Source organism: Polycladidibacter stylochi (assembly GCF_001562055.1).
GTDB lineage: Bacteria > Pseudomonadota > Alphaproteobacteria > Rhizobiales > Stappiaceae > Pseudovibrio > Pseudovibrio stylochi.
The window spans coordinates 24,937-45,975 of sequence record NZ_LLWE01000019.1; the positions used below are offsets into that span (position 1 = coordinate 24,937).

At 49.0% G+C, this 21,039-nt stretch carries 17 protein-coding genes; 10 read left to right on the forward strand and 7 right to left on the reverse strand.

Annotated elements, in window-relative coordinates:
- The first annotated feature begins 46 nt into the window (after positions 1 to 46).
- On the forward strand, positions 47 to 586 hold the full coding sequence (locus AYK67_RS05250) for a GNAT family N-acetyltransferase (RefSeq protein WP_068083346.1): 540 nt from the start codon (positions 47 to 49) through the stop codon (positions 584 to 586).
- A gap of 39 nt (positions 587 to 625) precedes the next feature.
- Positions 626 to 1,450 (forward strand): tRNA pseudouridine(38-40) synthase TruA, encoded by an 825-nt coding sequence (truA, locus tag AYK67_RS05255; RefSeq protein ID WP_068083349.1) that lies wholly within the window; start codon positions 626 to 628, stop codon positions 1,448 to 1,450.
- 158 nt (positions 1,451 to 1,608) lie between these two features.
- Here the strand turns inward: truA and AYK67_RS05260 are convergent, their stop codons facing one another.
- From AYK67_RS05260 to AYK67_RS05270, 3 genes are all read right to left on the reverse strand, one after another.
- The gene (locus AYK67_RS05260; protein ID WP_068083352.1) at positions 1,609 to 4,395 is read right to left on the reverse strand and encodes a bifunctional aconitate hydratase 2/2-methylisocitrate dehydratase; all 2,787 of its coding nucleotides are present in this window, start codon (positions 4,393 to 4,395) and stop codon (positions 1,609 to 1,611) included.
- A gap of 318 nt (positions 4,396 to 4,713) precedes the next feature.
- The gene (locus AYK67_RS05265) at positions 4,714 to 6,771 is read right to left on the reverse strand and encodes a methyl-accepting chemotaxis protein (protein WP_082735653.1); all 2,058 of its coding nucleotides are present in this window, start codon (positions 6,769 to 6,771) and stop codon (positions 4,714 to 4,716) included.
- 210 nt (positions 6,772 to 6,981) lie between these two features.
- Positions 6,982 to 7,743 carry an SDR family NAD(P)-dependent oxidoreductase gene (locus AYK67_RS05270; RefSeq protein ID WP_068083358.1) on the reverse strand — a complete coding sequence of 254 codons (762 nt, stop codon included), beginning with the start codon at positions 7,741 to 7,743 and terminating at the stop codon, positions 6,982 to 6,984.
- A 113-nt stretch (positions 7,744 to 7,856) separates the two neighbouring features.
- Here AYK67_RS05270 and AYK67_RS17760 point away from each other — a divergent pair, with 113 nt between their 5' ends.
- Both AYK67_RS17760 and bfr read left to right on the forward strand, forming a co-directional pair.
- Positions 7,857 to 8,063, forward strand: a complete 207-nt coding sequence (locus AYK67_RS17760; RefSeq protein WP_068083361.1) for a (2Fe-2S)-binding protein — start codon at positions 7,857 to 7,859, stop codon at positions 8,061 to 8,063.
- A gap of 51 nt (positions 8,064 to 8,114) precedes the next feature.
- The gene (bfr, locus tag AYK67_RS05280) at positions 8,115 to 8,600 is read left to right on the forward strand and encodes a bacterioferritin (RefSeq protein ID WP_068083364.1); all 486 of its coding nucleotides are present in this window, start codon (positions 8,115 to 8,117) and stop codon (positions 8,598 to 8,600) included.
- Between the two features lie 67 nt (positions 8,601 to 8,667).
- Here bfr and hrpB read toward each other — a convergent pair whose 3' ends face one another.
- From hrpB to AYK67_RS05300, 4 genes are all read right to left on the reverse strand, one after another.
- Entirely contained in the window at positions 8,668 to 11,139 is a 2,472-nt protein-coding gene (gene hrpB / locus AYK67_RS05285; protein ID WP_068083367.1) for an ATP-dependent helicase HrpB, read from the reverse strand.
- Between the two features lie 224 nt (positions 11,140 to 11,363).
- Positions 11,364 to 12,401, reverse strand: coding sequence for a glucokinase (gene glk / locus AYK67_RS05290; protein ID WP_068083370.1), 1,038 nt, complete (start codon positions 12,399 to 12,401; stop codon positions 11,364 to 11,366).
- A 5-nt stretch (positions 12,402 to 12,406) separates the two neighbouring features.
- Positions 12,407 to 12,826 (reverse strand): methylglyoxal synthase, encoded by a 420-nt coding sequence (locus tag AYK67_RS05295; protein ID WP_068083373.1) that lies wholly within the window; start codon positions 12,824 to 12,826, stop codon positions 12,407 to 12,409.
- A gap of 338 nt (positions 12,827 to 13,164) precedes the next feature.
- Positions 13,165 to 13,947, reverse strand: a complete 783-nt coding sequence (locus AYK67_RS05300) for a DUF1194 domain-containing protein (RefSeq protein WP_082735654.1) — start codon at positions 13,945 to 13,947, stop codon at positions 13,165 to 13,167.
- A gap of 726 nt (positions 13,948 to 14,673) precedes the next feature.
- On the opposite strand from AYK67_RS05300, the gene AYK67_RS05305 reads away from it, so the two are divergent.
- The 6 genes from AYK67_RS05305 (at position 14,674) to cdd (ending at position 21,033) form a co-directional block, all read left to right on the forward strand.
- Entirely contained in the window at positions 14,674 to 15,648 is a 975-nt protein-coding gene (locus tag AYK67_RS05305) for a sugar-binding transcriptional regulator (RefSeq protein ID WP_208976218.1), read from the forward strand.
- Positions 15,649 to 15,722: 74 nt separating this feature from the next.
- Positions 15,723 to 16,718: a BMP family lipoprotein gene (locus tag AYK67_RS05310; RefSeq protein ID WP_068083376.1), complete on the forward strand. Its 996-nt coding sequence runs from the start codon at positions 15,723 to 15,725 to the stop codon at positions 16,716 to 16,718.
- A gap of 231 nt (positions 16,719 to 16,949) precedes the next feature.
- Positions 16,950 to 18,491, forward strand: a complete 1,542-nt coding sequence (locus AYK67_RS05315) for an ABC transporter ATP-binding protein (protein ID WP_068083769.1) — start codon at positions 16,950 to 16,952, stop codon at positions 18,489 to 18,491.
- A gap of 66 nt (positions 18,492 to 18,557) precedes the next feature.
- The gene (locus AYK67_RS05320) at positions 18,558 to 19,670 is read left to right on the forward strand and encodes an ABC transporter permease (RefSeq protein WP_068083379.1); all 1,113 of its coding nucleotides are present in this window, start codon (positions 18,558 to 18,560) and stop codon (positions 19,668 to 19,670) included.
- The gene (locus AYK67_RS05325; RefSeq protein WP_068083381.1) at positions 19,670 to 20,638 is read left to right on the forward strand and encodes an ABC transporter permease; all 969 of its coding nucleotides are present in this window, start codon (positions 19,670 to 19,672) and stop codon (positions 20,636 to 20,638) included. The genes AYK67_RS05320 and AYK67_RS05325 overlap by 1 nt, the downstream gene beginning before the upstream one ends.
- Positions 20,638 to 21,033: a cytidine deaminase gene (gene cdd / locus AYK67_RS05330; RefSeq protein ID WP_068083384.1), complete on the forward strand. Its 396-nt coding sequence runs from the start codon at positions 20,638 to 20,640 to the stop codon at positions 21,031 to 21,033. The genes AYK67_RS05325 and cdd overlap by 1 nt, the downstream gene beginning before the upstream one ends.
- Positions 21,034 to 21,039 lie beyond the last annotated feature (6 nt).

The window sequence follows — 21,039 nt, forward strand, 5'->3', positions numbered from 1 at the left end:
CCCGCTGGTTTATGCTGGTACACATATAAGTGGAGATAAGCAAACCATGAAAACAGACCCTCCGCAGCCCAACCGAGATGTGAGCATCCGCTGTTATGTGGAGAGCGATCATGATAAGGTTTATGCGCTCATTCAACAAGCCTTTGACCGAAGCGACGAAGCGCGGCTCGTTGATGATTTGCGCTATTGTGGCATGATGGTGCTGGAGCGGGTGGCCTGCTTGCAAGATGGCACGATTGTGGGCCATGTGGCTTACTCGCGTATGACTGGTACCTGCGATGGTCTCGGGTTAAAAGTTTGCACGCTCGCACCTGTTTCAGTTGCCCCCAAACATCAAAACACCGGTATTGGCGCTGCATTGATAGAAGCAACTATGGATACCTTGCAGGGCATGGGTGAAGACGTGGTGCTGGTGCTGGGTATGCCTGAATACTATTGCCGGTTTGGTTTTGATAGCGAATTGGCAAAAAAGTTTGTGGGTCCTTACAGCGGGCCTGTATATATGGCCAACGGCTTAACCCATGCGGGGCGCAGCAGCCCTGTTTGTGAAGTGAGCTATGCCACTCCGTTTCAAGCCTTGAGTTGATTGGCGTGCGAAAACGCCCTGCATTTAGAATTAGATAGTATGCCCAGATATAAAGTCACTGTAGAATATGATGGTCGGCCGTTTTACGGTTGGCAGCGCCAAGGTATCGAGCCCACTGTACAAGGGGTGATTGAACGGGCGATTAAAGCTTTTTGCGGCGAAACGGTTACCATTGGCGGCGCAGGACGCACGGATTCGGGAGTCCACGCCACGGGTCAGGTCGCGCATATTGATTTGGCGAAGGACTGGCCCGCTAAAACCGTAAAGAATGCGCTGAACTTCCATTGCCAACCGGACCCCGTTGTTATTATGGACTGCGAGAAGGCCGGTATTGGCTTTGACAGCCGGTTTTCGGCTATCCGCCGGCACTACCGCTATCGCATTATCAACCGCCCTGAACCGTTAACCTTTGATCATGGCCTTGGCTGGCATGTAAAGCCAGTGCTTGATGCCGATGCCATGCACGAGGCCTCTCAGGTTTTGATTGGCCATCATGACTTTACCACGTTTCGCCATTCCAAATGTCAGGCGAAAAGCCCGTGGAAGACCATGGAGCGCATGGCCGTTTACCGACGCGAAGAAAATGTCTTTCTGGAGTGCTCGTCGCGCTCGTTCTTACATAACCAAGTACGCTCCATGGTGGGCACTTTGCGCTTGGTTGGTGAAGGACGGTGGAATAAAGAAGATGTACGCGCAGCACTGGCCGCCTGTGATCGTGCGGCTTGCGGGCCGGTTGCAGTACCTGAAGGGCTTTACTTGACACAAGTGGACTATCGCTCTGCTGAAGAGGATGCGGCCAGCTTCCATGATTATCTGGAGACATTGCCAGCTGATGAACGCGCCGAGCGTGAAGCCAAAGGCTAGGCCTAGTGCTCGTTGTTAATCTTTGGATATCCAGCAGCTAAAAGACCAAAAAACACCCTAACACTCAATGATATTAGATTAAAAGCCGGTGAGTGCTCCCCACCGGCCTTGTTACAATTTACACTGGAACTGATAGTTCGAAGTAAATTTGCTTGCCCTTAGAAGTGGACTGAGCGGCTATCCAGCGGCTTTTGCAGTGGTGGTGCAAACTTGGTGAGGTCAATGCCCTTCACCGCTGCCTTGTACTCATCCAGCGTCGGTGTGCGACCCAAAATGGCCGAAAGCACAACAACTGGTGTGGAAGCCAGTAAAGACTCGCCCTTCTTTTGTGCAGAATCTTCTACCACGCGGCCCTGGAACAGACGGGTCGAGGTTGCCAGAACAGTGTCCCCCTTTGCAGCCTTTTCCTGGTTACCCATGCAAAGGTTACAGCCTGGGCGCTCCAGATACATGATGTTTTCGTATTCGGTGCGCGCTTTTGCTTTCGGCATCAGATCGTCGAACTCGAAACCGGAGTACTTTTGCAAAATCTCCCAGTCACCTTCTTCCTTCAACTCATCAATGATGTTGTAGGTCGGTGCTGCAACAACGAGAGGAGCCTTAAACTCGACCTTGTCGTTTTGCTCTTCCAGATTTTTCAACATCTGGGCAACAATCTTCATGTCGCCCTTGTGAACCATACAGGAACCAACGAAGCCCAGATCCACCTTCTTATCGCCGCCATAGTAGGAAACAGGACGAATGGTGTCGTGGGTATAGCGCTTGGAAACGTCGTCGTTGTTGACATCCGGGTCAGCGATCATCGGCTCGTCGATCTGGTCCAGATCCACCACAACCTCAGTGAAGTACTTGGCATTGTCATCTGGGGTCAGAGCAGATTTCTCGCCAGACTTGATCTGTGCAATACGCTTATCGGCTTTCGCGATCAATCCAGCCAGAACCTTTGCATCATTGTCCATGCCTTTGTCGATCATGATTTGGATGCGGTGCTTGGCCAGCTCTAGAGAGCCAATCAAGGTTTCATCGTTGGAGATACAGATTGAGGCCTTCGCCTTCATTTCTGCAGTCCAGTCGGTGAAGGTGAAGGCTTGGTCGGCAAGTAAGGTGCCAATGTGCACTTCAATGATGCGGCCTTGGAATACGTTGTCACCATGCTGTTTCAGCATCTGCGCCTGGGTTGCGTGCACCACATCGCGGAAGTCCATGTGGTCCTTCATAGAGCCTTTGAAGGTCACCTTGACAGACTCTGGAATTGGCATGGTGGCTTCACCGGTGGCCAGTGCGAGCGCTACAGTACCTGAATCGGCACCAAAGGCCACGCCTTTTGACATGCGGGTGTGGCTGTCGCCGCCAATGATGATGTCCCAGTCATCCACGGTGATGTCGTTGAGCACCTTGTGGATCACGTCGGTCATGGCGTGGTAAACGCCCTTCGGATCACGCGCGGTAATCAGGCCGAACTTGTTCATGAACTTCATGAGTTTAGGGATGTTGGCCTGTGCCTTCAAATCCCAAACGGAAGCAGTGTGACAGCCAGACTGGTACGCGCCATCAACAGTTGGAGAAATGACGGTTGCCGCCATGGACTCCAACTCTTGCGAGGTCATCAGACCTGTGGTGTCCTGCGAACCGACAATGTTGACCTTAACGCGCACATCGGAACCGGCGTGCAGCGTTGCGCCCGGTGTTGTGCCAACGGCGTTGCGGTTAAAGATCTTCTCTACAGCGGTTAGGCCCTGACCATCAATGGAGATCTCTTTGGAAGGCGCGAAAGCGGATTTCAGCTCAATGCCCAGTGTTTGCGATGCAAATGTTTGCAGCTTCTTACCAAACACAACAGCGTAGGAACCGCCAGCTTTCATAAACTCGACTTTTTGAGGTGTGAAGGCGGAGGAAATGTCCACCAGCTCTTTGTCGCCGTCATAGAGCTTTTTAGTCTTGGTATTGATGGTCAAAATCTTGCCGGTTTCAACGGAGTAGGCTTGTTCCAGCTCAGGATCGCCATTCTCGTCCAGCACCGGATTGCCATCTGCATCCAGCTTCTTGACCCAGTTTTTCAGATCAAGGCCGATACCGCCGGTCACACCAACTGTTGTCAGGAAGATTGGCGAAATGCCGTTGGTGCCTGCAACAACCGGTGCAATATTGACAAAAGGAACGTAGGGGCTGGCCTGTTTGCCGGCCCAAAGTGCCACGTTGTTGACGCCGGACATACGCGAGGAGCCCACGCCCATGGTGCCTTTTTCGGCAATCAGCATCACGCGGGCATCTGGGTTTGCTTTTTGCAACTCCTGAATTTCTGCCTGTGCTTCAGGGGAAATCATGCACTTTCCGTGCAGCTCACGGTCGGAGCGCGAGTGCGCCTGATTGCCTGGGGAAAGAAGGTCGGTGGAAATGTCGCCTTCACCGGCGATGAAGGTCACAACCTTGATCTCTTCTTCTACCTCGGGAAGTTTGGTGAAGAACTCGGCTTTGGCGTAGCTTTCCAGAATGTCTTTTGCCACTGCATTGCCGGCTTTAAAGGCAGCTGCAAGGCGGTCTGTGTCGGCTTCATAAAGGAAGACTTGGGTCTTTAGAACCGCGGCAGCTTTGGCGGCAATGCCAGCATCATCCCCAAGCGCCAGATCAAGCAGCACCTCAACAGATGGGCCGCCCTTCATGTGCGACAGGAGCTCGAAAGCAAACTCAACCGTGATTTCGTTCAGGCTGACCTGACCAAGAATGATTTCTTTAAGGAATTGGGCTTTTACACCGGCAGCGCTGGTGGTGCCGGGCAGGGTGTTGTAGATAAAAAAGTTTAGCGAGCTTTCACGGTGTTCATTGCCTGTGTCTTTAATCTGGGCAATCAACTCGGCAACCAGCGTGCCATCCTCAATTGGCTTGGGGTGCAAGCCCTCAAGTTTACGGGTTTCAATTTCTTTTAAGTAGTCAGTGTACAAGCTCATGATTTACCTGGCGATTTAGTGTTTGATATAGCTTGATTGCCGGGGAGCAGAAAATAACTGCAAGTACCGGTTAGCTTGGTTGTATGCGATTGTATACCATACCAATAGTGAAAGCAAGGCGATTCCCAGATTGGGACCGCCTTGCTTTCACCCTGTCAAAAGATAATTGTATAAACCTAGAAGCAATATCGCCCTAAAGAAAAATTAGTGTCTCGGCAAAAAATCTCGACCCAGTACTAAATCTAGAAGTGCTGCGTTTATCAAAACGGCAAACTTGGAAACGTACTCGGCATAATAGCCAATTTCATTAGAAAATACCTAGGCTTTCACAACATTGTTCAAGAAGCATTCAATTTCTTCAGTCAGTAATTGTGTGCGATCATTAGCTTGCTTTGTAGCTGAGTGTACTGAGGCAGCATGTTTGTGGGTTTGCTGTGCCGATTGTGCCACCTTTTCGAAGTGCATTACGAGGCCATCGCTACCACTGGCTGCGACGCTTATACTATGGCTGATACTTTCAGTGGTCGCGACTTGCTCTTCAACATCTCGAGCCACTTGAGCTGTCAGCTTGTCGATTTCTGAAATGGTTTGAACGATCTCTTCAATTGTTTGTGCTGCACTTTCTGTATTCCCTTGAATTTCAGAGGTGACACGCTGAATTTCTTCGGTAGCCAAGCTGGTTTGATTGGCAAGGTCTTTAACTTCACCTGCAACAACAGCAAAACCGCGCCCAGCCTCGCCAGCTCGAGCGGCTTCAATCGTTGCATTTAAGGCAAGCAAATTCGTTCTATTGGCTATTTCCTGGATCAATGAAATAACATTATTGATTGAGTGTGTGCCATCAACCAAAGTGTGCATGATTTGTGCCGATTCCACAGCTGCAGCAGATGTTTGCGTCATTGCAGAGGCTGTTGAAGCGATCTGATCGTTAATGTTGAGTGAGGTGGTTGCCAGTAGCTCTGCCGCTTGTGCCACATGCGAGACTTCCTGAGCTGTGGTATTGAGGTTATCATTGGCTTCAACTGCTTCACTAGATGCAGCCTCTGATATTTGTGTTAAACGTGTTGCAGAGCGGTCAAGAACCGAGGAGTTATCAGCCAGTTGACTGGTAATTTCTGCAGTATCCTGCCGAAATTTATCAATGAGCTTTTGAAGGTTTAAGGCGCGGTCGCGCGCTTGATGGTGTTCGTTGCGCTGTGTTTCCATAAGCTGATTGCGCTCTATGAGGTTTTCCTTAAATGTTTCAAGCGCTGCATAAATTCGGATGAGTTCTTTTACCTGCAAAATCTTATGGGGTTTTCGATAATCACTTGCCCCGCTTGCTAAAGCATGGATTTGCGAAATGGCAACCTGTAGCGGCTTAACGATATTGCGTGTCAACAATAAAGCCATGCAAATACCAGAAGCTATAGCAAACAATCCCGCTAAAATTGAACCGCGAAATAACATAGCGCTTTTTTGCTGAATTTCATCGGCGAGAGCACTCACGCTTTGGTCAAAATCCTGATGAATTTGGCTAATTGTTTTTTGGCTTTCGTCTAAATGGGCAAGGCTGCGTGTAAGTTCACGTTCTTCGCCCGTAACTGCTCCAAAAAACTGATTGGTATTTTGAACCAGTTGATCACGATCTCTAGCCGCATATTTTAGAACGGTACGTTGTTTTCGTGGTAAGCCGGTGAAGTAACTCTTTGCCTTTAGAAGACTGCCGCCAAGCCCGCTAATTTTGCTTTGCAGTACCTCTCGCACTTCCTCGGTGGGGCTGAAGGAAAACTGATTAACAGCAGCCAAGGTTTCGTTCGCAGCAAAGTTGAGTTCGTGAGAAAAAGAAGGCGCTGCTCCACCTAATTCATTCAATTTATTAACCACTGCGACAATGGACTTAGCTAGAGTATTAGAGTTATTTCCAACAGCTGTTGCCGAGTTTGCTTTAGCACGCCGAGCCGCCAATAATTTCAGCAAATCCTCTGGCATTTGTGCAAGAGATGCATCAAGAGTATCTGCCTGCTCATAATAGTGATGCTGTCTTAGCCAGTTACTGGCTTCAGATATTTGCACCTCAGCGGGATGAAGTAATGAAGCGATAAGTTGCTTTTCGCCATCATTCATTTGCGGGGCGACCAGCTCCGATACCTTGCGGTCTAACCCGCTAATCTCTTGTAATACTTCAGCAAGAGTGATCAATCCCTCCCGCTTTTCGTTCATTCTGTTAACGGCACCATCAATCTCGTTTGATTGATAATAGGTGAAAACAGAAGTAAAGGCTGTAACGCTAATCAAGAAGACAAAGCCATTGATCATGCGCGTTTGTATGGTGGGGAACAGCCTGCCATAGCATCGTCTAAATAGTCTGGGGAGGGAGTCAAACAGTTTTTGCATTTAAGTTTCTTCGATTAATGCCATTGGCGATATTTTTATAAAGTTACCGCGCAAGCCCTATGACAGTTTTGTGAAACTTTTTTAAAAGTGGTTCTAAAATGCTAAATTATTTATACTTTTAATGCTGGTGCCAATTAAATAAGCGCCTCAAAAACAAAAGCGTTATTGAGTTAACAGTGACTATATAAATCAGTATTTGAAACTTGATAGCTATACGTGTTGGCCGCCATTAATATGTATCTCGGCACCATTGACATAAGTTGATGGCGCAGAACACAGGAAGTAAATGGTTTCGGCAACTTCTTTGGTTGCTCCCAAGCGCCGTAATGGTATTGTTTCGACTATTTTTTCAGTGCCGGGAGACAAAATTGACGTATCAATTTCGCCCGGCGCAATTGCGTTTACGCGGATGCCGTGAGGCCCAAAATCTGCGGCCATTTCCCGTGTTAGCGCGGCAAGTGCGGCTTTTGATGTCGCATAAGCCGTTCCAGCAAACGGATGCACCCGGCTTCCCGCAATACTCGTAACATTAACAACAGCACCCTGAGCAGCTTTGAGCTCATCAAATAGGCCGCGCGCCAGAATAATTGGTGCAAAAAAATTCACCTGAAATACCGTTTGCCAAGTATCCATTGGTGTATTGCGCGAATCCAGCCGTTGTCCGTCAGAGTCCTTAGGGCTTATGCCTGCATTATTAACCAAAGCATGTAGTTTTGAATCATTCGCTTTTAAACGTTCTTTTATTAGTGGTATAGCAGCATTAAGGCTTTCAGGTGATCCAAGGTCAACTTCAATATGATCTTCGGGCCCAGAAGGCCATGGGCATTTATCGGAAAAAGGCTGCCGAGAGCATGTAATAACACGGTATCCTGCCGATGAAAATTTTTTAACAGTTGCATGGCCAATACCACGGCTTGCACCCGTTAATACGATTGTAGGGCGTTCATCAGTTTTGAAAGGGGTGCTATTCATAGTGAAGGCCCTATGTTACTCTGAGCTTAAAGGCGCATAATCTCTGGTTCGTTGCAAGCAGCCCTCTATATAAGACCAAAATACGACTAAGGAAACCGGCTAGCCCATAAACAATGATAATTTGTCACTGCAATGTCATCACAGACACCGAAATTAAACAAGCGGCCAAAGAAATTCTAAGTGCACCCAACCGTTCGGTTTGCACACCCGGCGCTATATTCCGGCAGTTGGGCAAAAAGCCGAACTGTGGCGGCTGCTTTAACTCTATTATTGAGATAATTGTTAAGCAAATGGAAGAAGAGAGCGAAGCTGGACAATAATTTAGATTTATTCTAATCTGATAGCAACATATACGCAAAGGAGTGATGCTGATGAAGGGCGAGCCTAAGGTACTAGAATATTTAAATAAATCTCTGCGGCATGAGTTAACCGCAGTGAATCAGTATTGGCTTCACTATCGTTTGGTTGAGGATTGGGGCTTTACCAAACTGGCTAAAAAGGAGCGTGAAGAGTCAATTGAGGAAATGCAACATGCCGATAAAATTATCGCGCGGATCATTTTCCTTGAAGGGCATCCAAACTTACAACAGCTGGACCCGCTTCGTATCGGCCAAAATGTCAAAGAAGTTATCGAAGCAGACTTGGCTGGCGAATATTCAGCACGCGCTCTTTATAAAGAAGCCCGCGAAGTATGCCGTGAAGAAGGTGATTATGTCACCATGCAGCTTTTTGAAGAGCTGATGGCGGACGAAGAAGGCCACATTGACTTCTTGGAAACCCAATTGGAACTAATCGACTCGATCGGCGTTGAAAACTACGGCCTGTTACAGGCAGCCCCAGCCAACGAAGCTGAATAAGACATAAAGTCAACAATCGCAAACAGAGAAAACCGGCCGCGTGCCGGTTTTGTCATATTATCGTCAGCTACTTACGTTGTTTGGCCCTACGGGTTGCTTCTGCCTCTAAAGGGTTATCTGGCCAATAATGCTTTGGGTACTGGCCGCGCATATCGGCCTTAACATCGCGCCAGGAACCGGCCCAAAACCCGGGCAAATCGCCAGTTATTTGTATTGCGCGTTGAGCTGGTGAAAGCAGCTCTAACATCAACTGAACTTGCCCATTACAAATGGAGGGGTGCTGGCTGAGACCAAACAACTCTTGGACCCGGACACGCAATGTGGGCCCAAGTTCAGCACCGTAATCGATAGCAATGCGGGAACCCGTTGGGACAACAAAGTGCGAGGGAGCTGCACTATCCATTTGTTTTTTCAAATCAAATGGCACCATCATTGCGAGTGCATCCCCAAGAATTTGAGTATTTACTTGCTCGAGTTTGCTTAGGCCGCCCACAAAGGGGGCAAGCCAGCTAAAGTCCCGATCAAGAGCTGTATCGCTGACGTCTGGCCACTCGGGTCCTAACTCTTGGCGTAAATATCCAAGGCGGGCACGCAGCAACAGTTGCTCTTTGCTCCATGGCAAGCGCGCGCTGCCCCTTTTTTTTAAAAAGTCCAGAAGAGCGTGACTAAGGTCCTCATCGCTTATCTGGGTCATTTTCCGCTCGTCAATAACCAGCTTACCTAAGCAGGTTTGAATGTGGGCTGCGACCACGCCGCTTTCGTTCAAGCCAATTTGTTTTCGTTCAACCAGTTGTTTTGCATAACGATTTTCTAGATCCTGACGATCATAGGGGGCGCATAGATAAATACGGCTATTGGCTGCAGTTCCTTGAACCTCGGCAACACTTATAAAGGCAGTACGTGCCAGTGCATCGTCTTCGCTTAATTTCGCACCCCGCCCATTACTCAAGCGAAACCGGCCGTTAGCACCGCGCTGCTGTGCAATCCGGTCTGGGTAGGCAAGGCTCAAGATATCTGCGGCCTCTTCAAAGTTCATAGGCCCATCATTGCTGCCACCCACCATTTTACACCAACGTGAAGATTGCCGCTTCATATCCATATCGCGAGGGCTTTTGCCACTAATAAACATACGTAATCGTTGACGTAAGTCTGTCGATTTCCCCCCCAAACCGGGTTCGCTCAAAATAGCTGCAATATGCGCTGCAAGTGGTGCGTTCTTCTCCTCACCGGCTTGAACCAGCATATGCGCCAAGCGCGGTTGTAGGGGTAACTTCGCAAGCCGGCCACCTTGTTTTGTTATGTGGCCCTTTTCATCCAACGCATCTAATAGTTTAAGTAAATCAATGGCCTCTTGCCACGCGTAAGGCGGCGGCGGGCTAATGAACTTCAGCGCCTGCGGGTCTTGCACACCCCAACTTGCAAGAGAAAGAGCAAAGCTGGAGAGCTCACTTTCCAGTATTTCAGCACGGTCGTGCTTTGGAAAGGCATTGGTTTGGGCTTGCTCCCATAACCGGTAACAAACACCGGGTTCGGTACGACCGGCACGCCCTCGGCGTTGATCGGCACTGGCCCTTGAAACTTTTGTTGTCTCTAGCCGCGTTAACCCCGATTGAGGGTCATATTTGGGTACCCGGGCCAAGCCGCAATCGACCACTACCCGTACACCTTCTATTGTGAGGGAAGTTTGTGCAATGGACGTGGTGAGAACAACCTTTCGCCGTCCGGTTGCAGGAGGCCGTATAGCCTTATCTTGTTGCTTGCTGTCCAACGCCCCATAAAGCGGAGTTATATCAATATGTTCTGCAACGCGTCCGCTCAAGTTCTTTTGAACAGCCATTATTTCGCGTTGTCCGGGTAGGAATACCAGCACCGAGCCTTGTTGTTCGGCTAATGCAACCTTCACGGCGTTGGCCACTTCCTTTTCAAGTGGCTGTGCTGCATTGCGTCCAAGATAGATGGTTTCAACCGGAAACTGGCGGCCACTACTTTGTACCAGCGGGACATGGCCTAAAATGCTGGTAAGTCCTTCATGATCAAGCGTTGCGGACATGGGAACCAGTCTTAAATCTTCGCGCAATGCTTCTTGACAGTCCAAAGCCAATGCAAGGCTTAGGTCGCTATCTAACGATCTTTCATGAAATTCATCAAATAAAACAATGCCGATACCGTTAAGTTCGGGGTCATCTTGTATCATGCGGACAAAAACGCCTTCGGTGACAACCTCGATTTGTGTTCTCTTGGAAACTTTGCTTTCCATACGAACACGGTAGCCGACCCTTTCGCCAACGTTCTCGCCAAGGGTATACGCCATGCGTCTGGCTGCGGCTCTGGCCGCTAGGCGTCTTGGCTCGAGCACTATGATTTTTTGTCCCTTTAGGAAGGGGAGAGTTAAAAGGGAAAGCGGCACTAACGTTGTTTTACCCGCACCCGGTTCAGCCACAAGGATTAAACGATTATGGGTTTCCAGCTTACCCAAAAGTTCAGGCAGAACCGCCTTGATAGGCAAATCACTGGTGGCGTGTGGGGCAGCGGTCTTCATGGCAAATCACAGTAGCTAAGTAATTAGAGAACTTAGATTTCTAATTAGTTATTCAGCACTGTGAAAGCAAGACAAACCATAAAAATGTCGAGGGACGATAAACTGTCTAAATCGGCTACAAATAGGGTGCAAAATGAGTGCAAACCCTCTCAATAATGGTCAAGATCGATCATAAATGAGCGCAGTGTATGCGCTCACAATGAAATACCTGCCAAAAATCTAGTTTAGGCATCTGTAAGGTTGTTGTACCAGGCACGCCCTTTGAGCTCCAGCAAGTACGACTGCGGATTGCGTGCATAACCGGCCAGACCGTCAAGTGCCGGGCAGTGATGGTTCACAATGAATGTTGGAATGGTTTTCATGATTGCTTCATGTGGTGCTTTGGCTTCAAAATTGCGCCTGAAATTACCATCGTTCAGCCAGCCCGCAATTTTAGGGGGGATACCGCCTGCCAGATAAACACCACCTCGGGCCAAGGTTGTTAATGCAAAGTCGCCAGCAACACGCCCTAAAGCTGCTGCAAACAAGCGCAGTACTTTTTGCGCGACTTCATCGCCGTCATCAGCTGCATTTGGCACATCGGACGGGCTTTCGTATTGCCGCATTTCGCCATCAACCTGCATGACTGCACGCGCAAGATTGATCAGCCCGCGACCACAAATTATCTGCTCCGCGCCAATACGCCCGCCATTGCGTGCAATATGTGGCCAGATTTCATATTCCTCATCAGTAAGCGGGCCCAATTCCACATGGCCCCCCTCTCCGGGGACAGGTATCCACATACCGTTGGCATGTATCATCGTGGCAGCCCCAAGGCCGGTGCCCGGACCAAGTACGAATTTCGTGGAATCAGGCTGTAAAACCCCGCCGCCTACCTTAATAAGATCGGTATCTTGCAGAACAGGCAAAGCAAGGGCCTGGGCTTCAAAGTCGTTAACAATGGCGATAGCTGACAGTCCCAGCACCCTATTAATCTTCTGGGGCTCGATGACCCATGGTGCATTGGTGAGGGCAATTTTATCGCCCGTTACCGGACCGGCAACAGCCAGGATAGCCGAACGTGGCTTTTGCGGGCACGTGGCAATCACCCGGTCAATAATGGCCGCCTCAATGCTTTCATAGGCCGCGGTCGAGACTTTACCATAATGGCAAATTTCTGAATTGGCACTTTCGACAATCGCAAATCGTGCGTTTGTGCCGCCAATATCTGCAACCAAAACGGGAAACTCAAGAGACTGTGAAGATATCGCCATTTTATTCATTTAGATCACCGGGAAATTTCTGGAGTGCTTGAGGTGCTCTGAAGACCGGCAAGCTTGGCACTGCGTAAAATTATATCGGCTGTACTACGGTTGAGTGCCATGGGAATATCGTAGACGAGCGAAAGGCGCATAAGGGCCTTTACATCCACATCATGTGGCATGGGAGAGAGGGGGTCGACAAAGAAAAACAAACCATCAAGTTTGCCCTCAGAGATCATAGCACCGATTTGCTGATCGCCTCCCAAAGGACCACTTTTTAAACGGGTAAGACTAAGCGAAGGGCAGGCTTCAAGAATACGTCCGCCTGTTGTGCCGGTGCCGTATAATTTGTAGCTGCTTAATTTATCTTCATGCTGCTTGGCAAAGGCAACCATCTCGTCTTTTTTGGCATCGTGTGCAACCAGTGCAACTGATTTCGTGCTCATGCTGCGCGTCCCTCCCTGGTATTTTTATAACTACCTATAGTTCTCGTTTACAGTGCCATACACCACATGTGAAGCACGAGAGTAAAGGCGTTTTGCCACACCTACTGTAATTTATTTTAGTAACCTAATAAAATCACGAGCATGCATCAAGAATCTACTATTTTTTGTATCCGATAAAAATTAGGGAATAAATACCATGGGGATATGAATATTTTGGGAAAGTGCATAGGCTAGAAAAGCAGGTAGGTGGAGAAGAGAGGCTTCCCCCAACTACCTTACATATTGGAGTGTACTTAATAACGCAGCTCTACCCAATATATTGGGGAGATTATTCATGGCTAGTTAAAGATAGAGCAATTGACTTTCTTTCGTTGCTTGGCTGGTAGCAGCTTTGGATTAACTGAAGTTACACCGGCGATTTCCAGAATCATCTTTAAGCGAATGGCATCGCTAAAATGCTCGATAGAGCGGACGGGAATAGAAAAGGCCCCAGCGCCACCAATCACGCAATCTTGAAAGTAGTGATCGAGATTAAGCATGGATTGCCACGACAGATTTTCCTCTTTGAGCATCAACGGTAATCCATTGATGACAATACCATCTCGTATAGCCTCGTCTCTTGCTTGCAAAACGGCACGCCCTTGATTGTTCGGGCCATCGCCTGAAATATCCAGAACCTGCCGCAGGCCTTGGTACTGGTTTTGAGCAAAAAGCTTTTTGGAAAAGTCAATAACGGATGAGATCGATGTGCGCTGAACTTTGCGTAGGGGTTGCTCGGCGATACGTGCCGCAAACATTTCGGCACTTTTCATATCCGAGATAACTTGCCAATCAGCAATGATAAACTGTTCGCCATCTCCCCCCCATTCTAAGTACAAAACAGCGATTTTCCCGTTGGCTCCATAACTGACGGCATCCAAAAACTCCTGTGATGTGAGTGCGGAGATATAGCCCTCACGCTGAACGCGCTGCTCCTCCGGGTCCATCGACTGGGAAATATCGACAGCAAGGATCAACTCGACGTCAACAACATGCTCATTCGCTTGCGCAATGTTGGACATGAAAACAAAGGCGCAACCCGCAACAATACAGCGTAACCTATTGAAAAGAGTGTGTTTCATATTGAGTTTGCCTCCTGTTATTCTTATTTGCTGTCGGAAAGGCAAACACTAATCATAAAGAACAACAGTTAGGTTAAATCTGGAATTCTTGGTTTAATGGTATTGGCAGGGTTCTATTAGCAGTAAGTTTCGGTTTTTTGAGCTATACTGCATGCAATGAATGCGATGATTCTTTGAATCTATGGATATCCTTGATATTTAATAGGCAGACGTTGACCTTGTCAGAGGTGACATCTAATGCAGTACACAAACGTGGTGCGCAAGAATGAACAGGTGGTTATACTTACAATATGCAAGTTCTATAAGTATTCCCCGACGTTACTCTGTGCCTCGAAGGTTGCCTAAGCAAAAAACAGGACATTTTCACATATAAACCTCTTGACCAAAAACCGTGAGTGGTGCAACAGTTCCTCTGAAATATTTGTCGTTCTATGAATATTTCTTCAATACTTGGGTTGGCTTTAATTGTATGTGCTGGCTTGGTATTGGCAAAAAAGACAGGGGCGAAGTGATGCTGAGTGCCTAACATTTGATAGGTTCATTGAAATCGATAGAGTTTTCTTTGAAACGATAGACCTTCAGGGTTACAGTGACGCAGGAGTTCTTAAGCGTTGAAGTAAGTGCTGCTATGGTTCACAAGGGCTTAAGTGTAAAAGCTAAAGTATCTGAACAGTAACCACAATGAACTATAAGCATTAAGCAAGTCGTATCGGAAGGGCAAAAATAGTGAAAACAGCCGATTGGACCAACTCTTTAGCAATTCGCGCCGCTTGGATGTCTTTTATTGGCCGTTCAACGCAAGGGGAAATTGCCAAAAGACTAGGGGTTTCGCCAGCTAAAGTACATCGCCTTATCGCACATGCACAAAAAGAGGGCCTGATAAAATTTCAAGTCGAGGCCCGGCCTGCTGAGTGTATGGCGCTTGAACAAAAATTCGCCGATAAAAAAGCTTTAACCAATTGTTTTATTGCCCCTGATATGGGGCCGGTGGAAGACCCGTTTTATGGTATCGCATCCATTGCCGGACAGTTTTTGCATCGCTTGTTGCAATCAGATGAAGTGACCCGGATCGGGATTGGTATGGGGCGAACGCTTAAAGCGACCGTCTCTTCCATGCCTTTAATGCAAAAGCCGGAGTTGAACGTGGTTTCGATTTCGGGTTCCTTAACCCGCCGTCTTTCTGCCAACCCCTATGACGTTGTACAGCAACTACAAAGCCTCATCGGTGCCGAAGGCTTTTACTTGCCCGTACCTTACATGGCAGAATCAAAAGAGCAGCGCGACATGTTTTTAGCGCAGCGGTCGGTTCAAGAGCTCTTGGCCAGAGCCCGCGGCTCTGACGCTTTTGTGGTTGGCATCGGTGCCCTGCATTGGGACAGCCACCTGATACAGCGTCGATTGATTACCGAGGTGGAGCACAACGAGCTTAAGGAAAGTGCTGCCTGCTGTGATTTTATGGGCCGCTTTATTGATAAAACAGGCGCGTTATGCCCGGTATCGCTTAATGACAAGGCCGTTGGATTGCATTTTGAAGATGTGAGGGGGGCGCGCGTTGTGGCTGTTGCCAGCGGTGCCGATAAAGCAGAAGCCACTTTGGCGGCCTTGAACACAGGCGTTATCACCGATTTGCTGATTGATGAACAATTGGCCCAAGAATTGTCTTCGCTGATGGAAAATGAGGAAAGCGAAACCGCAAGGTAAAAGCACCCACTGGCGAAGAGAATAAACCCAGCGTTTTCACTTCACTGTGTAACTGGCAAACTGAGGAATAGAACGTGAAAAAAACAATAATCGGAACAGCCATTCTTGCAGCCTCGCTAACGGGTGCAGCCTACGCCAAAGATATTAAACCGGGGGTGGTTTATGATTTTGGCGGTCGTAATGACCGCTCGTTCAACGAAGCCGCTTACAAAGGCGCACATATGTTCTCCAAATCGACTGGAGTTTCATATCGTGACTTTGAAATTCAAAACGACTCGCAGCGGCAACAGGCGCTGCGCAATTTTGCCCGCCGCGGTCTTTCGCCGATTATCACTGTAGGTTTTGCGCAGGCAAGCGCACTCGAAAAGGTTGCTAAAGAATTTCCAGATACGAAATTCGCTATTATTGACACCGTTGTTGACTTGCCCAACGTCCGCTCCATTGTCTTCCGCGAAGAGCAAGGCTCCTATTTGGTTGGTATGTTGGCGGAAATGGCCTCCAAAACCGGCAAGGTTGGCTTTGTTGGCGGTATGGATGTACCGCTCATTCGTAAATTCGAATGTGGCTACAAACAAGGTGTTAAAGCCATCAACAAAGATGCCGAAGTCTTCGAAAACATGACTGGCACAACGGGCGCGGCGTGGACCGACCCGGTTAAGGGCGGTGAATTGGCTCGCTCGCAGTTTGCCCGTGGGGCGGATGTGGTGTTCCATGCTGCTGGGGGAACCGGCATTGGTGTGCTGCAAGCTGCTGCTGATGAAGGCAAATTAGGCATTGGTGTTGATTCCAACCAGAACCACCTACACCCGGGCCATGTACTGACTTCTATGGTGAAAGGTGTTGACGTTGCTGTCGACAAAACACTGAAAGATGCCATGAATGATAAGTGGACCTCAGGTGTTTATGTGCTTGGCCTTGAAGGTAATGGCGTTTATTGGGCTCTGGATGAATACAACAAGGACCTCATCACACCCGAGATGAAAAAGAAGGTCGACCAAGCACGCGCTGATATTATCAGCGGCAAGATCAAAGTGCACGATTACATGACGGATAACTCCTGTCCGTTCTAGGAAATTATGCGCCCGTTCACGCGTTGTGCGGGCGCATTCGCATAAAGCTTGTGCAATAGGAGCTACTTTCAGGTCTGTTGGGGAGCAACCTACGGAAGTTGGCATAAGTTAACAAAGCCATAGCAAACCAGAATGGTTGATTGTGTGGCCCTTTAGGCTGCACCAAGGCACAAATAAACCGGAGTTGGGCAGGTGACTGAGAGACTTGGGCAACCGCAAGCTGGTGCTGCCATAGCACAGAGCGAAATTCCGGCAATCGAGCTTCGAGGCATAGGTAAAAGCTTCGGTCCGGTTGTCGCCAATAAAGATATTGACTTGGTCGTGGGTAAGGGCTCCATACACGGGATTATCGGCGAAAATGGTGCCGGTAAATCGACCTTGATGTCAATTCTCTACGGGTTTTATGGGGCGGATACTGGTGAGATTTTTATCTCCGGTAAAAAAGCAAAAATTCCGGATTCCAAAACAGCAATCGAAAAAGGCATCGGCATGGTTCATCAGCACTTTATGCTGGTGGATACTTTTAGTGTCGTTGAAAATGTCATGTTGGGGGCCGAAGGCGGTGCGCTACTCAACAAAGGGATTGCCCAAGCACGTAAAGAGTTGGCACGTCTGGCCGACGAATACGATATGCGGGTAGACCCCGATGCTATTGTTGGGGAATTGCCTGTTGGCTTGCAACAGCGCGTTGAAATATTAAAAGCACTATATCGCGGTGCCGATGTTCTTATTCTTGACGAGCCAACTGGCGTTCTGACACCGGCAGAAGCGGACCACCTGTTTAGGATACTTGAAGTTCTGCGTGATCAGGGCAAAACAGTTTTGCTCATTACCCACAAACTGCGCGAGATTATGCATATTACCGATACGGTTTCGGTAATGCGGCGCGGTGAAATGGTGGCAACACGCAAAACGGCCCAAACCTCTATGAGCGAGCTGGCCGAGCTTATGGTGGGCCGCTCTGTATTGCTGGAAGTGGACAAGCAGCCGGCGAGCCCTGGGAAAACACTGCTGAAGGTCGAAGGGCTGAATGTGGTTGACGAGCGCGGCGTTCGCCGTGTGAAAGATGTTTCCCTTGAGGTGAAAGCAGGTGAAATTCTGGGGGTTGCCGGAGTTTCGGGTAACGGTCAATCGCAGCTTCTTGCTGCGCTTTCAGGTATTATCCGTGCGCACACTGGCCAGATTGAAATTGTAGGCCATAAACTCGATTTGAGTGATAAGCATGGCGCGGCTGTCATGCGTGAATATGGCATGAGCCACGTTCCGGAAGATCGCCATAAAATGGGCCTGATTAATGCATTCCCCGAGTATGAGAACTCGATCTTGGGCTATCATGGTGCCCAAAAATACTCCAAGGGCCTGACACTGGATATTGCCGCCATTCGCAAAGAAGCCGAAGAGCGCATTGAAAAGTATGACATTCGCCCGCCAAGTACCGAGTTGCAAGTTGCCAAGTTCTCGGGGGGGAACCAGCAAAAAATCGTTCTGGCGCGCGAGATTGAGTGCGATCCGGATGTATTGCTCGTCGGTCAGCCCACACGTGGCGTTGATATTGGCGCGATTGAGTACATTCACAAGCGGATTATCGAAATGCGCGATGCTGGCAAAGCGGTTCTTCTCGTTTCCGTTGAGCTTGATGAAATCCGTTCGCTCTCTGATCGGATCATTGTCATGTTCGATGGCGAAATCGTTGGCGAGCGTGGACCGGAAGCAACCGAAACGGATTTGGGTTGCCTGATGGCCGGTGTGCGTGATGGAGATCAGCCATCATGACGATAATCACAGAACAAATTTGCGCATCCAATTTCACAGATTCATTTAAGAATAGGAAGGCTTGATATGGCACGAGGACAATTGCCCCGTTGGGTTGACTACGTTCTGCTTCCGGCTTTGAACCTGCTTGCCGCCTTTTTCGTATCTGGCCTTGTGGTCGTTCTTATCGGTGAAGATCCGTTTGAAGCGGTAAAATGGATCCTTTACGGTGCACTGGGCTATGGTGAGGGGATCGGCTATACGCTGTTTTATGCCACCAATTTTATTTTTACCGGTCTTGCTGTTGCCGTTGCATTCCACGCGGGCCTTTTCAATATTGGCGGTGAAGGACAAGCCTATATCGGCGGTTTGGGTATCGCGCTGGCCTGTTTGGCGCTCGATCATATTGTGCCATGGTGGGTCACACTGCCATTCGCTATTTTGGGCGGTGCACTATTTGGTGCCGCTTGGGCGTTTATTCCCGCCTGGTTGCAGGCCAAGCGTGGTTCGCACGTCGTTATCACCACCATTATGTTCAATTACATTGCTGCCAACATCATGGTGTATTTGCTTTCCAATGTGATGATCCCGAAAGGGTCCATGCAACCGGCAAGCCGCAACTTTGATGTTGGGGGGCAGCTACCGTGGCTGCGCACCATATTCCCGAGTTTTGATTTGGGGCAGTCACCTGTAAACCTTGCGCTGTTTATAGCTTTGATCGCATGTGTTTTTGTTTGGGTGCTCATATGGCGCACCAAATTGGGCTTTGAAATGCGCTCTTTAGGGGCCAACCCGACAGCGGCAGAGTACGCCGGGATATCTCCTTTACGCATCACAATCATCACCATGCTGATCTCCGGTGGTTTGGCTGGCCTGATGGGCATGAACGAGGTGATGGGGGCACAGTCGAAGCTTTTGCTCGACTTCACCGCAGGCTACGGTTTTGTGGGTATCGCTGTCGCATTAATGGGCCGCAACCATCCTGTTGGTATTATTCTGGCCTCTCTACTTTTTGGCCTGCTTTACCAAGGTGGAGCGGAACTCGCCTTTGAAATTCCCAGTATCACCCGCGATATGATCGTGGTTATTCAGGCCTTTGTGATTTTGTTCGCCGGTGCACTTGAACACCTGTTCCGTCCAGCAGTTGTTGCCTTCTTCAACCGCTTTGTAACGGCAAAGAATGGTCAGGAGACAGCCTAATGTATGAGACTATAATTCTTATTCTTGATAGTACTGTACGCCTTTCTGTTCCTTTGCTGTTCGCGTGTTTGGCAGGTCTTTACTCTGAACGTTCTGGGGTCGTTGATATCGGCCTTGAGGGCAAGATGTTGGGCGGTGCATTCGCCGCTGGTGCTGCTGCATATGTTACCGGCAGTGCCTGGGCTGGTCTTGGCGCCGCTGTAATTGTTTCGATTATGCTGGCGTTAATTCATGGATTTGCCTCCATTACCCAGCGCGGCAACCAGGTGGTTACCGGTGTTGCCATTAACTTTCTGGCAGCTGGCCTCACTATTTTGCTCGGTCAGGCATGGTTTAAGCAAGGTGGGCGTACCCCGCAGCTGGAACACTCTGCAAGGTTTGGCGAAATCACCCTGCCTTTTGCCGATAGCGTAAAAGATGTGCCGTACATCGGCTTGTTGTACTCCGAGTTAATCTCGGGTCATAACATTCTTGTTTATCTGTCTTTCTTGGCGGTGCCATTCACATGGTGGGTTATTTTCCGCACCCGTTTTGGCCTTCGCTTGCGGGCTGTTGGCGAAAGCCCTGCAGCAGTAGACACCGCTGGTATTTCGGTGACTTGGCTGCGCTATCGTGCGGTAATTATGTGCGGTGTCTTTACCGGTTTTGCAGGCACTTATTTGGCGATTGGCCAGTCAGCAGGCTTCATTAAGGATATGAGTGCCGGTAAAGGTTTTATTGCCTTGGCTGCGCTTATCTTTGCAAAGTGGCAACCTAAAAATGCCATGTTTGCTTGCCTGCTCTTTGGTTTCTTGGACGCAGTGGCCATTCGTATGCAAGGGCAGGAAATTCCCGGCATTGGTGAAGTGCCTGTCCAGATTTTCCAGGCAATGCCGTATATCCTGACGGTTATTTTGCTGGCTGGTTTTGTTGGCCGTGCAATACCGCCGAAAGCCTCTGGCATTCCATATGTGAAGGAGCGCACCTAATGAGTGTTTTCGATAGTTTGTTTGCGGAGGCCAAAACTGCCCGCGAAACCGCATATGTACCGTATTCGCGTTTTAAGGTCGGCGCTGCGATCCTTACCAATAACGATAGTGTCGTTTCGGGCTGCAATGTGGAAAATGCCGCGTATCCGGAAGGCACCTGTGCCGAAGCGGGTGCTATTGCTGCCATGATCCGCGCGGGCAGTTCGCGGATTAAAGAGGTGGTGGTTATCGCTGATGCAGCCCTTTGCACCCCTTGTGGTGGTTGCCGCCAAAAACTGAAGGAATTTGCAGATAACGATGTCAAGGTTCACGTTGCCAACCTTGAGGGTCTGCGCCGAACTTTCACTGTTGGCGAGTTGCTGCCAGCAGGTTTTGAGCTAGAAGAACAAAACTGAGGAACA